12 protein-coding genes are annotated in these 16,307 nt (G+C 37.3%); 10 read left to right on the forward strand and 2 right to left on the reverse strand.

The window, feature by feature from the left end:
- The first annotated feature begins 24 nt into the window (after window positions 1–24).
- Both EAL44_RS06965 and mreC read left to right on the forward strand, forming a co-directional pair.
- Window positions 25–1,068 (forward strand): rod shape-determining protein, encoded by a 1,044-nt coding sequence (locus tag EAL44_RS06965; RefSeq protein ID WP_000577744.1) that lies wholly within the window; start codon window positions 25–27, stop codon window positions 1,066–1,068.
- A gap of 3 nt (window positions 1,069–1,071) precedes the next feature.
- Entirely contained in the window at window positions 1,072–1,818 is a 747-nt protein-coding gene (gene mreC, locus EAL44_RS06970; protein ID WP_121076227.1) for a rod shape-determining protein MreC, read from the forward strand.
- A 54-nt stretch (window positions 1,819–1,872) separates the two neighbouring features.
- Here mreC and EAL44_RS06975 read toward each other — a convergent pair whose 3' ends face one another.
- Window positions 1,873–4,776, reverse strand: a complete 2,904-nt coding sequence (locus EAL44_RS06975; RefSeq protein ID WP_121076230.1) for a DEAD/DEAH box helicase family protein — start codon at window positions 4,774–4,776, stop codon at window positions 1,873–1,875.
- Window positions 4,777–4,785: 9 nt separating this feature from the next.
- Window positions 4,786–7,038, reverse strand: coding sequence for a site-specific DNA-methyltransferase (locus EAL44_RS06980; protein ID WP_121076233.1), 2,253 nt, complete (start codon window positions 7,036–7,038; stop codon window positions 4,786–4,788).
- 248 nt (window positions 7,039–7,286) lie between these two features.
- On the opposite strand from EAL44_RS06980, the gene EAL44_RS06985 reads away from it, so the two are divergent.
- The 8 genes from EAL44_RS06985 (at window position 7,287) to EAL44_RS07020 (ending at window position 16,287) form a co-directional block, all read left to right on the forward strand.
- Window positions 7,287–8,150, forward strand: coding sequence for a DNA-methyltransferase (locus EAL44_RS06985; RefSeq protein WP_121076235.1), 864 nt, complete (start codon window positions 7,287–7,289; stop codon window positions 8,148–8,150).
- The gene (locus EAL44_RS06990) at window positions 8,137–8,919 is read left to right on the forward strand and encodes a DNA methyltransferase (RefSeq protein ID WP_121076238.1); all 783 of its coding nucleotides are present in this window, start codon (window positions 8,137–8,139) and stop codon (window positions 8,917–8,919) included. The genes EAL44_RS06985 and EAL44_RS06990 overlap by 14 nt, the downstream gene beginning before the upstream one ends.
- A gap of 15 nt (window positions 8,920–8,934) precedes the next feature.
- Window positions 8,935–10,206, forward strand: a complete 1,272-nt coding sequence (locus tag EAL44_RS06995; protein ID WP_121076241.1) for a restriction endonuclease subunit R — start codon at window positions 8,935–8,937, stop codon at window positions 10,204–10,206.
- 87 nt (window positions 10,207–10,293) lie between these two features.
- A complete protein-coding gene (crdR, locus tag EAL44_RS07000; RefSeq protein WP_121076244.1) occupies window positions 10,294–10,935 on the forward strand; it encodes a copper response regulator transcription factor CrdR in 642 nt (213 codons plus the stop codon).
- Window positions 10,901–12,103, forward strand: coding sequence for a copper-sensing histidine kinase CrdS (gene crdS / locus EAL44_RS07005; protein WP_121076247.1), 1,203 nt, complete (start codon window positions 10,901–10,903; stop codon window positions 12,101–12,103). Before crdR ends, crdS begins: the two co-directional genes overlap by 35 nt.
- Before the next feature lie 2 nt (window positions 12,104–12,105).
- Window positions 12,106–13,500, forward strand: coding sequence for an NAD(P)H-hydrate dehydratase (locus EAL44_RS07010; RefSeq protein WP_121076250.1), 1,395 nt, complete (start codon window positions 12,106–12,108; stop codon window positions 13,498–13,500).
- A gap of 10 nt (window positions 13,501–13,510) precedes the next feature.
- On the forward strand, window positions 13,511–14,977 hold the full coding sequence (locus tag EAL44_RS07015) for a replicative DNA helicase (protein WP_121076252.1): 1,467 nt from the start codon (window positions 13,511–13,513) through the stop codon (window positions 14,975–14,977).
- Complete coding sequence (locus EAL44_RS07020) at window positions 14,974–16,287, forward strand: ComEC/Rec2 family competence protein (RefSeq protein WP_162970402.1); 1,314 nt, start codon at window positions 14,974–14,976, stop codon at window positions 16,285–16,287. The genes EAL44_RS07015 and EAL44_RS07020 overlap by 4 nt, the downstream gene beginning before the upstream one ends.
- The last annotated feature ends 20 nt before the right edge of the window (window positions 16,288–16,307 follow it).

Genomic DNA, 16,307 nt, shown 5'->3' on the forward strand with positions numbered 1-16,307 from the left:
TAATAACAAAGGATCACAAAGGGCATGATTTTTAGCAAATTAATCGGTTTGTTTTCGCATGATATTGCCATAGATTTAGGCACGGCTAACACGATCGTGTTGGTCAAAGGGCAGGGCATTATTATCAATGAGCCTTCTATTGTGGCGGTGCGCATGGGGTTGTTTGATTCTAAAGCTTATGATATTTTGGCAGTGGGGAGCGAGGCTAAGGAAATGCTAGGCAAAACCCCTAACAGCATCAGAGCGATTCGCCCCATGAAAGATGGCGTGATTGCCGATTATGACATTACCGCTAAAATGATCCGCTATTTTATTGAAAAAGCACACAAACGAAAAACATGGATCCGACCGCGCATCATGGTGTGCGTGCCTTATGGATTGACAAGCGTGGAAAGGAATGCGGTTAAAGAGAGCGCTTTGAGCGCAGGAGCTAGAGAAGTCTTTTTAATTGAAGAGCCTATGGCAGCCGCGATCGGGGCAGGCTTGCCGGTCAAAGAGCCACAAGGGAGTTTGATTGTGGATATTGGCGGCGGCACGACTGAAATTGGCGTGATCAGCCTTGGGGGGCTAGTCATTTCTAAAAGCATTAGAGTGGCTGGGGATAAACTGGATCAAAGCATCGTGGAATACATCCGCAAAAAATTCAATTTGTTGATAGGCGAGCGCACCGGCGAAGAGATTAAAATTGAAATCGGGTGCGCGATCAAACTAGATCCGCCTCTCACAATGGAAGTGTCAGGGAGGGATCAAGTGAGCGGGCTGTTGCACACGATTGAATTGAGCTCTGATGATGTGTTTGAAGCCATTAAAGATCAGGTGAGAGAAATCTCTAGCGCTTTAAGGAGCGTGCTTGAAGAAGTGAAGCCGGATTTAGCGAAAGACATTGTGCAAAATGGCGTGGTGCTTACCGGCGGTGGGGCTTTGATTAAGGGCTTAGACAAGTATTTAAGCGATATGGTTAAACTCCCTGTGTATGTGGGCGATGAGCCTTTATTGGCGGTAGCCAAAGGCACAGGAGAAGCCATACAAGATTTGGATTTACTCAGCCGTGTGGGTTTTAGCGAATAATGCATGCGTTTTTATTTTAAATTCCTTTGGCTTTTAGGGATTTTTCTTATTTTTTATTTTTTAGACATTAAAGGCAGTTCTTCTTATATCAGCGACCGGATTAAAAACGCCTTGATGAGCGCTAAAAACAGCTTACTAGACAACATTCAAGCGTATTTTTTTCAAGCCCAAAACATTAAGGAATTTCAAAAAGAACGCTTGATTTTAGAAGCTTTAAAACTAGAAAACGCCGATTTGAAAGAGCGTTTGAATAGTATCTATCCTTTAGAAAATCCAAAAATGACTTATACCCCTACTTTCATGACTTCATTCATCAATTTAGAAGACACACACAGCGTTTCTCTCAACCCTATTGTGAATTTAGAAGAAAACAAGATTTATGGCCTTGTTTCTCACAACCAAGCCATAGGCATTGCGGTGTTAGAAAAAGGGCGCTTGAACGGGTTTTTGAACGCCCACAAGCGGTGCGCTTATAGCGTGATGATAGGCAAAAATCAAGTCTTAGGCTTTATAGGATCTAATTTCAAGCAAGAATTAGTCGTGGATTTCATTGTCCCAAGCGCTGAAATCAACATAGGCGATCAAGTGCTAACGAGCGGGCTAGATGGGATTTTTGGAGCGGGGGTGTTTGTGGGCGAAGTTTCAAGCGTTGAAGATCATTACACTTATAAAAGCGCGGTGTTGAAAAACGCTTTTTTAAGCGAAGCCAAACTTTTAAGGCATGTGTTTTTGAGCGGTGTGAAAAACTAGCGCTCTATTCAAGGCTATTCAAGCGCGTTTTTAACCCCTTTCAATGAAATCAGGCTAATCCTTTAAATCCAGAAAAAAATATTCTAGTTTCCCTTTTTCAATCCAAAGATCCCTATAACGCTCCCCCACATCATCCTTATCCCCATAAAATTTTAAAACCACTTTGATTTTGAGATTGGGATCGTCTTTAGGGTTAAAAACCTTATCTTCAAAAAGTTGATACGCATCTGCCTTATGCTCGTAATCAGTGTGTTTGCTCCCTTTAGGATCAATGAAGCAAATGATCTGCGTGCCGCCTTTTTGCAGCCAAAAGATAAAATCAGGGAAAAAGCGCCTTTCTGTAGCGTTGTCTATATAGGGAATAAACAAATTGTCTAAATGCTCATCAATCTTGCTGAACGCCCAAAAATCATAGTTTTCTTGCAGCGTTTCGGTAATCTTTAACAACTCTTCTAAAAAATCGCTCTCGCTCTTTACCTTAACCACATGCTTAAGCCAATCGCAGTTTTTGGCTTTAATGAGCGGGGTGTAGTAATGCTCTTTGAGTTTTAACAGCTCTGCATCACCAACTTTGAACGTTCTGTCTTGTTTGTGTTTTTCTGTATCATAAGGATCGATCTCGCCTTGTGCGATTTTTATTCTTTCTTTATCCAAAGGCGCATACTCTTTCACTTCTTGGATGGTTTGAATCAATTTTTCTTTTTTATCCGCCTTAACTTTAATCCTTTTAAAATGCACGATTTTCTCATTATCTAGGGCGTTAAACTCGTCTTTAGGCACTTTTTGATTGGGGTATAGCTTGCCTTTAATTTCAGAAATCATGTAGTCTAAATCTTTATAATGCCAAGTTGATACCTTTTTAAAATGTGCTTGTTGTATCATGTCTTTTAACAGCGTGTAATCTTTAGGGTCATAAATTTCATGCTTTAAAATAAAATGCTTTTCACTCATTAAATGAAAATACTCTTTTAAATCCTTAAAATTTTTTTCGCTCATTTTAAACGAAGCGCTTGGAGAAATTTGAAGAGCGTTGGTTTGTTCTTTTCGGTAGCAAGGCACGAATAAGGCGTGTTTTATGGTGGGCGTTTTTTCTAATTTGATTTCACGCCAAGAACCTCTATTCTCGCCCCTATTTTCGCTCTCTTTTTGGAACTTTAAAATCGCTTCAAGGCTTGCATGGTTAGTGGGTATCACAAAAAGCGTTTCTAGCATTGCAGCGTTTGGTTTCAATTTGTCTTTAATAGCTTCATCTATGTCTAAATACGCTAACCTTTGGCGTTGGTTTTTGACGCTTTCAATCCTCACACCCCTGCCAAAAGATTGTTTCACCAATTTTTTAGCGTCATCATCAAGCCCTATATTTAAAAATAAAATCACGCTAGGCCTTGTGCTATCCCACCCGGTATCAAAAGCGCGAGACCCCACTAAGATACTGATACTGCTCTTATCAATCTGGCTGAAATAGCTCTCTTCTTTAAAGCTCAAATTCTTACTCACCACCTTCACGCTCTTTAATTTTTCACGGATCCATTCTGTAATATCGCCTATTCTAATCAGGCAAAAGATTTTGTCGCTCGTGTTGAGCTTGAAAGCGATTTCTTGGTTGTTTTTAGGGTTAATAATGACTTCAATATGCCCGTTACTGGCATAAAAAACCTCTTCTTTTAAGCCTTTAAAATCCATGCTCTTTAAACCCTTTTTAAAAACTTCAGCCTTATATTCTTGTTCTTTGCCATCGCTAAAAAGAAATTCTGGGGCTTTCAATTCCTCTAATAAATCGTCTTTAGCCTTTAAAAAATCGCTTTCATCGTCATTTTCAATCACGCGCGCTAAAGTTTTAAAAAAGATTTCCGCATCGCTATTTTCCACGTTCACAGAATGCGTGAACACGAGCATTAAAGGGTCATGAAAATAGCCTTCTGTTTGATAGCGTTTTTGCATGCCTAAAAGCAATAACGCTTTTAAAAGCGCGATCTCTTTTTCCCTATCGTTTAAATCTTTCAATTCCTTAAAAGCGCCTAAATTGTTTTTCTTCAATAAAACAGACTCTTTACCATAGCCAAGCTTCACCCACTCGCCCACGCTCAAATTATACACCGCAGTGATGAGATCGCTTTCTTCAGTGAAAGTGGCGCTGAAATTGAATAAAAACCCTTTTTGAGATAATAGGCTAAAAATCGCCTGTCTTTTGCTTTCAGTCTTGTTCCCCTTATGCGCTTCATCTAAAATCACATAGTTTTCCCCATTATCCCAACAATCCTTATAATTTAAAAGGTTTTCCTTGCTTTCTTCATCGCTCATTAAATCCGCGCGGTAATAAAAAAGAGCGATTTTTTCCATTAAAAGATCTTTTGAGGTGCGGTAAAAATCCTTATTAGTAACGCTTTTAAGGTTTTTGAAATCAATTTGTTTGGAATAGTCCTTATAGCGGTTGTATTTTTCAATTTCTTTTTCAAATTGCTTGATCAAATGCTCGTTTGCACTAAAAAACATGATATTTTTCTTAGGGATCAAACCCATTCCCATAGCCACGCTTAAAAGCTCTACCAATTTGATAATGACAATCGTTTTACCGCTCCCTGTGGCCATGTAAAAGGCCAAGCGGTTGATAAAATTTTCAAACTTCACGCAATTATTTTCTACCTTAAAAGAGTTTTTTAACAAATGATTGAGTTTCTTTTTATTAAAATCGCAATTGGCGAATGAATAATGTTTTTGATAAAATGCGTAAAATTCTTTTTTATTTTCTTTGAAATCCCTAAAATAAGCGACAAGCATTCTAAAAGCGTTGATTAAGGCTTGCTGTTGGTAATCTAAAAGCTCCTTATTATTATCAAAGCTTTTAAAGTCCAGCATTTCTAACGGATCGTTAATCTCGTTAGCGTTCAATTCCTCTTCAGCGAGTTTTTGAGCGACAAAAATTTCATTATTCCTTACTTCTTGTTTTTTCTTTGCCATTGTTCTTCCTTACCAAATGAGCGCTTCTTTTAGGGCTTTTAAAATTTCTACTTCTTTATCATTCCCTTTAAATTTCACCACCCTTTCATTGAAAAACTCCACTCCAACGCCGTGTAAATTTTCTAAAGTCTCTTTAATATCCACGCCCGTTTTTTCTAGCGCTTCTATATTGAGCGTGTAAGATTCGTTTTTGCATTCCACTAAATCGCTGTATTGTTCATCATACGCTAGGGGTTTGATTTTGTCTTCATACTTGATTTTTCTTAAAATCTCTTCATAGCTTTCCAATTCATAAACTTTGACTACCCCACCTCCATTAAATTCTTTAATTGCACCGCTTTTAAAACCGCCTATAACCTTTTTAAGGCGAGGCAAAATCACGCTATCAAAATGCTCCCCCATTTCAATACCGATATACTTCCTCTTCATTTTGTGCGCCACCGCGCAAGTCGTCCCGCTCCCAGCGAAAAAGTCTAAAATAATAGAGTTTTCATTACTACTCGCTTTGATTATCCTTTCTAGCAATTTTTCCGGTTTTTGGGTTAAATTTTCATCACTTTTTACCCTTTCGGTTGAAGTAGAACCGATGATAGCTATATTCCATAAAGTATCTACATAACGCTCATGAGATAATTCATAAATAACCTTACCATTTTCATCTCTTGCTCTCATATTTTTACCATCTCGCCCTTCTCGTTTGCTTAAAAGGACTGGCTCGCTTCTTGGCTCTTTTTGTCTATAGAAAATATATTCTTCACCTTTAGAATAATTTAAAATTGTTTCGGTATTTTTAGCAAAACTATTACCACTGTTTGCCATTTTATTAGAGTAATACCATATAATTTCGTTCCTAAAATTTTCTTTACCAAAAATATCATTAAGTAGTATACGCCCCAAATAATTCGCATTGTTATCCAAATGCAAATAAAAGCTCCCTTGAGGGCTTAAAAAATCATAAGCGAGTTCCAAGCGGTTATGCATAAGGCTTAGCCATGTGCTATCTTGAAACCTATCTATGTAAGCAAAATCGCTACCGGTGTTAAAGGGCGGATCAATATAAATACAATCAATGGCTTCTTTATAGCGGTTTTTAAGGGAGTTTAGGGCTTGGTAGTTTTCGCTTTTAATGAGCGTGCCGTTGATTTCATTTTCGCTGAATAAGCTTTTAACCTCTTCTTCTAAATCTTTAAAATAGAGAGTGTCTAGGGGCAAAAACTCGTTTTCTAAAAGATTATCTGTAATTTTTAAATTCAAGTCTTGCCATTCTTTAACTTGTTTGGGGTAGTTTGGGTGGCTTGTGATCTTGTTCAAATCGTAGTTTTTAGCTTTGAGTTTGTCTAGGCTTACGATGAAATGCGAGTTTAACACAAAGCGAGGTTTGTTCCAGATCTTACAGAGTTCATTTTCAAACTCGCTCACTAATACAATCACTTCTAAAGCCACTTCTTTAATAATGTTGATTCCATTAAGGCGTTTGTGATCAAAATCAGTCATTTCTTTAAAAAGGTATTCAAACAGATACAAATCCAACTGCTCTTTTAAAAACCCTAGCGCGTTTTTATGGATGAAATAATCCATGCTGCCTTGCTTTTTGAATTTCACCAACGCTTTTTTTAACACTTCTTCATCAAGTTTGACGCCTTGATTGGAGCATTCTTTGAGGATTCCATTCGTTTTTGTTTGAGTCCCCTTGCTGCTGAGCGTAACCTTAAAGTTTAGGGTGTTAGTTTGTGTGTCTATATCTTTTAAATCAAAGATTAAATCTGTTTTTTCATTGTTCTTTTTGCTTTCTAGTAAAGAAGTATCAAAATTAAAAAGAATGCCCTCTAATTCAAAGCAAAAATCCTTATAAAGGGTTTCGCTTTTCACGTAATAAAGATCTTTAGTTTTATAAAATAAAGCGGTGTCTTTTTTAAGGGAACATTTTTCATAATCGCTTTTGGTATAAAGATTATCGTAAAGGGGCGTGTCGCTGAAATAAATCCCTCCATTAGCGCTGAAATAACGCTTGAAAAAGCTATAGAGTTTGTCAAACAATTCTTCTTTGAGATCGTTGTTGTTTTGGCATTTTGAATCAATGAGTTTTTTTAATTCTTGTTTTTTATGGTGGTAATACTGGCTTTTAGCCTTCATGAGGTTGATCATGCCATTTTTCACCGCTTTAGGGGTAGGATCTAAAAGGCTTTCTTGTTTGTCTTCAATCTTAACGCCTATGAAAAGGTTTTCTAAAACTTCATAAAATTGCGCTTCGTTCGTTTTCATCATCACGCTCCTTAAAAAACATGAAAAAGTATTATAACAAAGCCCACCCATTAAGCGCTACAATACCCCCATGCAAAAAAGATTTTTTTTACTAGAAGACGATTACCTTTTAAGCGAGAGTATCAAGGAGTTTGGCTTGTTGAAAATTTAGATTGCCTTGACTGACTCATTTTTTTAAAATACCCCTATTTCATTGTAAAATTATCTCTGTGAAACCCATTGAAGTTTAATAAAAGGTAAAAATAGGATTGAATATCAATAAAGTGTTTTATCATAGCAGCACCAACATGAATGAAGTGCCAGATAATAGCGTGGATTTGATCATCACAAGCCCGCCTTATTTCAACATTAAAGATTACACGAAAAATGGCACACAAGACTTACAGCATTCAGCCCAACATGTTGAAGATTTGGGGGCGTTAGAAAAATATGAAGATTATCTTTTAGGTCTTTTAAAAGTTTGGCTTGAGTGCTACAGGGTTCTAAAACCCAATGGTAAGTTATGCATCAATGTGCCTTTAATGCCCATGCTTAAAAAGGTTTTAAACACGCACTATAACCGCCATATTTTTGATTTGCATGCTGATATTCAACACTCCATTTTGCATGATTTAAATAATACGCTAGAAAACAAGCCTAAAATGTTCTTACTAGATGTCTATATTTGGAAACGCGCAAATCCTACTAAAAGATTGATGTTTGGGAGCTACCCTTATCCTAGAAATTTTTATGCGCAAAACACTATAGAATTTATCGGCGTGTTTGTCAAAGACGGCAAACCCAAACAACCCACAGAGGAGCAAAAAGAACAAAGCCAATTGACTCAAGAGGAATGGGTGGAATTTACCAAACAAATTTGGGAAATCCCAATCCCTAATAAAAACGATATTGCTTTTGGCAAGCATGCGGCTTTAATGCCGGCTGAATTAGCAAGGCGTTTGATTAGATTGTATAGTTGCGTGGGCGATGTGGTGCTAGATCCATTTAGCGGGAGCGGGACAACCTTAAGAGAAGCAAAACTTTTAAAAAGAAATTTTATAGGTTATGAACTCTATGAAAATTATAAGCCCTTGATTGAGCAAAAATTAGGAAACTTGTTTGATTTTGAATAAGATTTATATAGAAGATGTTTTCACATTTTTAGACAAATTAGAAGATAAAAGCGTTGATTTAGCCATTATTGATCCTCCTTACAATCTTAAAATTGCTTCATGGGATAGTTTTAAAAATGATGAAGAGTTTTTAACATTTTCTTACGCTTGGATTGATAAAGTACTACCCAAAATCAAAGACACAGGGAGTTTTTATATCTTTAATACCCCCTTTAATTGCGCTTTATTTTTAGCGTATTTGCGCCATAAAAAAGCGCATTTTTTAAATTTTATCACTTGGGTTAAAAAAGATGGGTTTGCCAACGCCAAAAAGCGTTATAACCATGCGCAAGAAAGCATTTTATTTTATAGCATGCACAAGAAAAACTACACCTTTAATGCCGATGAAATCCGCACCGCTTATGAATCCACCGAACGCATCAAACATGCTCAAAGTAAGGGGATTTTAAAAAACAACAAACGCTGGTTCCCTAACCCTAAGGGCAAATTATGCCTTGATGTGTGGGAAATCACTTCACAAAGGCATGTTGAAAAAGAGAAGGGTAAAATCCTTAAGCCAAAACACCCCAGCATTAAACCTAAAGCGCTCATTGAGCGCATGATAAAGGCTAGCTCTAATGAAAACGATTTGATTTTAGATTTATTTAGTGGCAGTGGCATGACTAGCTTAGTGGCTAAAAGTTTGGGGCGTAATTTTATAGGGTGTGAAACCCATGCTGAATATGTGCATGAGAGTTTGGAAATGTTTAGGTATAATGAATACAAATAAAAAAGGATATTTAACATGCCAAAATTAGAAAAAATTTTGCAAGAAATCGCACAGCTTGATCCTAGTAAAGAGTGTTTGAAATTCTTAGCCAATCGCATAAAAAGCTCTGATTATAGGGGCTTGCACTTATCCCAACACAATCGTTACAATCAAAATAAGATTAAAACCATTATTCAAGCTATTTTTAATGAAGTGGGAGGAGATTTTTTACAAATCCGCACCACCGATATGAGCAAACGCCCTAGCAATATCATAGGCGAAGAGGTTTATGCAAAAGTGGTGGATAATATCTGCAAGTCTGAAATGCCTCAAGATAATTCAGGAAAAAAGAATCAAGTAACCCAAGATAGCTTGAGGAAAAATCTTTTCGTAGATATGCATAGAATGGGGCTGATTGAACGCTACAATAAAAATAAAGAACCTACAAACCCCTACATTCAAAGCAATATTAAATATATCCGTTTAACTCCCTTAGCTATAGAATTTTTAAACGCGCAAGATTTGTCAAGAAAAAATTTTTGTTACACGCAAGCTTTAGAAAATCTTTTAAAAGGTTTTGGGGCAGAATGCAGAGAGGTGATGATAGAGCTTGAAAATCATTATTTAGACATTGAAGAAATGATGCTTTTTGTTACATTTTTAAATATTGAAAATTTTACTAGAAGTGAAATTATAGAATATGTTAAAGAATATAGGAGTTTAAGCCGTATCCAAAAAGAAAAATTAAAAGAGTTAGTGCAAGGCTATTGCAATCCTAATCATTTTAATGGGAATAAGTTAGAAAAGAGAGATTATCATAATTGGAAAAATCAAGCCCAACAAATTTTTAGTTTGCTAGAACAAAGCGTGTTTTTTGAAACCAATAAAGAGAGGCTTATTTTAAAAACGCTCAATGAAGAAAACAAACAAAACGATAAAAAGCTCAAACGCTCCATTAAAGAAAAAGCCCTTTATTTTGAAAAACATGGCGTAAAAAAAGAAAAGGGTTTTGAGTTGCACCATATTGTGCCTTTATGCTTGGCTCGCTCTATAGAAGAATTTGATCTTTTGGATAAATGGGAAAATTTAATCTATATTGACGCTTTTAACCATGCAAAAATATCTCAAACGCAGAATAAACATATTTGTTTGTATTTTAAAAATTGCGATGTGATTTTATCTAAAGGCTTAAAAGAAGAACAAGAAAGCCTTTATTTTACTTATATTGAAAATGTGTTATATAAACTTGATTTACAAAATGTCATGTTGAAATACAATAAAGATTTATTGCATTCTAAAAACGGCTGATAAAATAAGGCGGTGTCTTTTTTAAGAGAGCGTTTTTCATAACCGCTTTTGGTATAAAGGCTATAGAATTAGCGCTACAATACCCCCATGCAAAAAAAGATTTTTTTACTAGAAGACGATTACCTTTTAAGCGAGAGTATCAAGGAGTTTTTAGAGCATTTAGGCTATGAAGTGTTTTGCGCTTTTAACGGGAAAGAAGCTTATGAAAGGCTCTCTATTGAGCGTTTTAATCTCTTGCTTTTAGACGTGCAAGTGCCTGAAATGAATAGCTTGGAATTGTTCAAGCGCATCAAAAACGATTTTTTAATCTCTACGCCTGTGATTTTTATCACCGCCTTACAAGATAACGCTACCTTAAAAAACGCTTTTAATTTAGGGGCGAGCGATTATTTGAAAAAGCCTTTTGATTTGGACGAATTGGAAGCGCGCATTAAAAGGTTTTTCAATGATGATCCCATAGAAATTATGCCTAACATTTTTTATCACCAACACTCTTTGGATATTAAAGGGAAAAAGGAAATTCTAGCGCCCAAAACCGCCCAACTTTTAGAATACTTTTTAGAGCATAAGGGGCAAATCATCAGCTCTCAAGTGTTAGAGAATAACTTATGGGAGCAAGCGATTGATGATTCCACTTTGCGCACTTACATTAAAGTGTTGCGCAAGCTTTTGGGTAAAAATTGTATAGAAACGCATAAGGGGGTGGGCTATCGCTTTAACCCACTATGAAAAAAAATCCCTCAAACTCTTTTTAGGGACTTATTTAGGCTCTTCGTTTGTGTTAATGCTAGTGATTAGCGTTTTAGCGTTTAATTATGAAAAAAACGAAAAAATCAAAATGATACGCATGGACATGGACAAAATGGCTTCTAAGATCGCTAGTGAAGTGGTTGCCTTGCACATGCAAACGCATGGGGATTATCATAACGCTTTAAACGCTCTCATATCACGCTATAAAGACACTTCCATAGCCCTTTTTGATAATAAAAAGCGTGTTTTATACTCCAATATCCCTGAAAGCGCGGATCTGATTAAAACCCATAAAGAGGGGGGTTTTTTCAGTTTTAAGGGGGAATATTACCTGTTCAGCGATGAAACTTTCGCTCATTTAGGCGTGGCTAAAATGCTTTTTAAAAATTCTAAACCCCTTCGTTTTTCTTCTTTGTATCGTAATATTGTTTTAGTGTTTGTCATAGCGTTTTTATGCGTGATAGGGGTTTCTGTGTTTTTAGGGCGTTTGTTTTTAAAGCCCATTAGGAATGAAATCACGCGCATCGATCATTTTTTAAAAAACACCACGCATGAATTAAACACCCCCATGAGCGCTTTAGTCTTGTCTTTAAAAACCCTAGAAGACAACCAACAACACCGCCGCATTAAAATCGCTATCCAGCGCATGAGTTTTTTATACCGCTCGCTCTCTTATTTAGTGATGCAAGATATTGAGCGCGAATCCTTTGTGCTTTTAGATTTAAAAGCCCTAATTATTAAAGAAAACACGCTTTTTAGCGAGATGATAGACTACCACAAGCTGGAATTTAAAAGCGATCTAGTAGAGATGGCGTTTAAGGCTAAAGAGCAGGATTTTATTTCGCTTTATAGCAATTTGCTCATGAATGCGATCAAATACAGCGTCATGCACGGGTATATCCACATAGAGCTAACGCATGAGTTTTTGAAAGTGAAAAATTTGGGGTATGAAATCCCTAAAGACAAGATCACCGAATTAAGCGTTCGTTACGCGCGTTTCAATTCTAGCGTGTTGGGTTATGGTATAGGGTTAGATTTAGTGAAAAAAGTGTGCGAAAAGTATAAAATGCGTTTAGAAATTCATAGCGAACCCTCTTTAAAGGGATCGTTTCATGAAAATTCGTTCTGTATTCATTTTCAAGGATAAAGATGCTTTCAGTGTATGAAAAAGGGAATGCCCTAGACAAAAGGGCGCTTGAAGAATGGCTTTTAAGCGAAGACATTTTAATGGAAAACGCTGCTATGGCTTTAGAAAGGGTGGTTTTACAAAACGCTTCTTTAGGTGCTAAAGTCATTATCCTTTGTGGGAGTGGGGATAACGGAGGCGATGGCTATGCGTTAGCCAGGCGTTTAGCGGGGCGTTTTAAAGTGTTAGTCTTTGAAATGAAACTAGCCAAAAGCCCCATGTGCCAATTGCAAAAAGAAAGGGCCAAAAAAGTGGGGGTAATCATCAAAGCATGGGAAGAAAAGAATGAAGATTTAGAATGCGATGTTTTAGTGGATTGCGTGGTAGGGAGCGCTTTTAAGGGCGAATTAGAGCCGTTTTTAGACTTTGAAAGCCTTTCTCAAAAAGCGCGCTTTAAAATCGCTTGCGACATTCCTAGCGGGATAGATTCTAAAGGGAGGGTGGATAAGAGAGCGTTTAAAGCGGATATGACTATCAGCATGGGCGCTATCAAATCATGCTTACTAAGCGATAGGGCTAAAGACTATGTAGGGGAATTGAAAGTGGGGCATTTGGGGGTTTTTAATCAAATTTATGAGATCCCAACAGACACTTTTTTATTAGAAAAAAGCGATCTCAAACTGCCCTTAAGGGATAGAAAAAACGCTCATAAGGGCGATTACGGGCATGCGCATGTTCTTTTAGGCAAGCATAGTGGGGCGGGGTTATTGAGCGCTTTAAGCGCGTTGAGTTTTGGATCTGGGGTGGTGAGCGTTCAAGCGTTAGAATGCGAGATAACTTCTAATAACAAGCCTTTAGAATTGGTCTTTTGTGAAAATTTCCCTAAAAAGCTCAGCGCGTTCGCTCTTGGCATGGGTTTAGAAAATATTCCAAAGGATTTTAAGAAGTGGCTTGGATTAGCCCCATGCGTTTTAGATGCGGGCGTTTTTTACCATAAAGAGGTATTGCAAGCTTTAGAAAAAGAAGTGATCTTAACCCCTCACCCTAAAGAGTTTTTATCGTTATTAAAATCAGTGGGGATCAATATAAGCATGCTAGAATTATTAGACAATAAACTAGAAATCGCAAGGGATTTTTCTCAAAAATACCCCAAAGTGGTTTTGCTTTTAAAGGGGGCTAATACCCTAATCGCTCATCAAGGGCGAACTTTTATCAACAATTTAGGGAGCGTGGCTTTAGCCAAAGCTGGGAGTGGCGATGTGTTAGCGGGGCTGATTGTAAGCCTGCTTTCTCAAAATTATACGCCTTTAGACGCCGCTATTAACGCAAGCCTAGCGCACGCCCTAGCGGGTTTAGAATTTAAGAATAATTACGCTTTAACGCCCTTAGATTTGATAGAAAAGATCAAACGACTATAAAAGGATAAAAATGGATCATTTAAAGCATTTGCAGCAATTGCAAAACATTGAAAGGATCGTGCTTTCAGGCATTGTGTTGGCCAATCATAAGATTGAAGAGGTCCATAGCGTTTTAGAGCCTAGCGACTTTTACTACCCGCCTAACGGCTTGTTTTTTGAAATCGCTTTAAAACTGCATGAAGAAGATTGCCCCATTGATGAGAATTTTATCCGCCAAAAAATGCCTAAAGACAAGAAAATCAATGAAGAAGATCTAGTCGCTATTTTTGCAGCAAGCCCCATAGATAATATTGAAGCCTATGTGGAAGAGATTAAAAACGCTTCCATTAAACGAAAACTTTTTGGCTTGGCTAACACCATTAGAGAGCAAGCCCTAGAAAGCGCGCAAAAATCCAGCGATATTTTAGGCGCTGTGGAGCGAGAAGTCTATGCGCTATTGAATGGCAGCACCATAGAGGGCTTTAGGGATATTAAAGAAGTGCTTGAAAGCACGATGGATCTCATTACAGAAAACCAAAGAAAGGGGAGTTTGGAAGTTACTGGCATACCGACTGGCTTTGTCCAATTGGATAATTATACGAGCGGTTTCAATAAGGGGAGTTTAGTCATTATAGGGGCAAGGCCGTCTATGGGTAAAACCAGTTTGATGATGAACATGGTCTTATCCGCGCTCAATGACGATAGGGGGGTAGCGGTTTTTAGTTTGGAAATGTCCGCAGAGCAACTCGCTTTAAGGGCGTTATCGGATCTCACTTCTATTAACATGCATGATTTAGAAAGCGGGAGGCTTGATGATGATCAATGGGAAAATTTAGCCAAATGCTACGATCATCTTTCTTGCAAAAAACTCTTTTTCTACGATAAAAGCTATGTGAGGATAGAGCAAATCCGCTTGCAACTGCGAAAGCTTAAATCCCAACACAAGGAATTGGGTATCGCTTTTATTGACTATTTGCAACTCATGTCAGGGAGCAAAGCCACTAAAGAACGCCATGAGCAAATCGCTGAAATTTCAAGGGAGCTTAAAACCTTAGCCAGAGAGTTAGAAATCCCTATCATAGCGTTAGTCCAACTCAACCGTAGCCTAGAAAATAGGGACGATAAACGGCCCATTCTTTCGGATATTAAAGACAGCGGAGGGATTGAACAAGATGCGGATATTGTTTTATTTTTGTATAGAGGCTATATCTATCAAATGAGGGCTGAAGACAACAAAATAGACAAACTCAAAAAAGAAGGCAAAGTTGAAGAAGCGCAAGAGTTGCACCTGAAAGTTAATGAAGAAAGGCGTATCCACAAACAAAATGGCAGTATTGAAGAGGCTGAAATCATTGTGGCTAAAAACAGGAATGGGGCTACAGGAACGGTTTATACGCGCTTTAACGCTCCTTTCACGCGCTATGAAGACATGCCCATAGATTCTCATTTAGAAGAGGGACAAGAAACTAAAGTGGATTATGATATAGTTACAACTTGAAAGACAAAACTTTTCAGGGGGCGTTTGAACTTCTTGCAACCCCCAAAGAATACTTATGGTGTGGGGTTATTTTAAGCCTTTTGTTGGCGATCAATCTCTATTTAGAATACTTGAATTACCAAAAGCTTGATTTTTCAAAACCTACAAGCTTGAACGCTCAAATCTTATTACAATACCCTAAAACGAAAGATCAAAAAACCTATTTTGTTTTAAAGCTCCAATCAAAGGGCATGATCTTTTACACCACCATTAAAGAGCCCTTAAAAAACCTCCAATACCGCCACGCACATTTTTTTGGCAGGATCAAATCTTGTTCGTTCTTAGAATCGTTAAAATCATGCTTTTTTCAAACCTATTCTTTTTCTTTAACACGCAAACAAGATTTCAAATCGCATGCACGCCATTTCATTGATAGCGTTCATTCCAACGCTTTGGTGGGCAATTTGTATCGAGCGTTATTCATAGGGGATAGCTTGAATAAAGACTTAAGAGATAGGGCTAACGCGCTAGGGATCAACCACTTACTAGCCATTAGCGGGTTTCATTTAGGGATTTTGAGCGCGAGCGTGTATTTTCTTTTTTCTCTTTTTTATACCCCCTTACAAAAACGCTATTTCCCTTACAGGAACGCTTTTTATGATATAGGGGTTTTGGTGTGGGTTTTTTTGCTGGGGTATTTATTGCTATTAGATTTTTTACCCTCTTTTTTCAGGGCGTTTTTAATGGGCTTATTAGGGTTTTTGGCATGCTTTTTTGGGGTAAGGATTTTGAGTTTTAAACTTTTGATTTTAGCGTGCTGTATTGCAATAGCTCTGCTTCCTAAATTGCTTTTTAGCGTGGGGTTTTTGCTCTCTGTGTGTGGGGTATGGTATATCTTTTTATTTTTAAAACACACTCAAATTTTTTTTAAAGATTCTTCTTTTTTAATGCGATCTTTTCAAGCGATCGCTTTAAGCGTGTTAGTGTTTTTGAACATGCTCATTATCGCGCATGCCTTTTTCCCTATGTTTTCGCCCTACCAGCTCTTTAGCATTCCTTTAGGCTTGATTTTTATCGTGTTTTTCCCTTTGAGTTTGTTCTTGCATGCGGTGGGTTTGGGATCTTTATTGGATCATTTTTTAAGCATGCCTTTAACAATCCCTACGATTTCGGTTCCTTCACCCTTATGGCTTTTAGGGGCGCATTTGTTTTTAACGATTCTAAGTGCGCGTTTTTTTAAGGTTTATTTAAGCATGAATGTTTTAAGCGCGGGCTTTTTCTTGTATTGTTGCTATCAATATATTATAATGCCTAGTTCAATTGTAGGTTAGAAAAGTCATTTTTAGGGATC

This window comes from Helicobacter pylori, assembly GCF_003637685.1.
GTDB classification, from domain to species: domain Bacteria; phylum Campylobacterota; class Campylobacteria; order Campylobacterales; family Helicobacteraceae; genus Helicobacter; species Helicobacter pylori_CJ.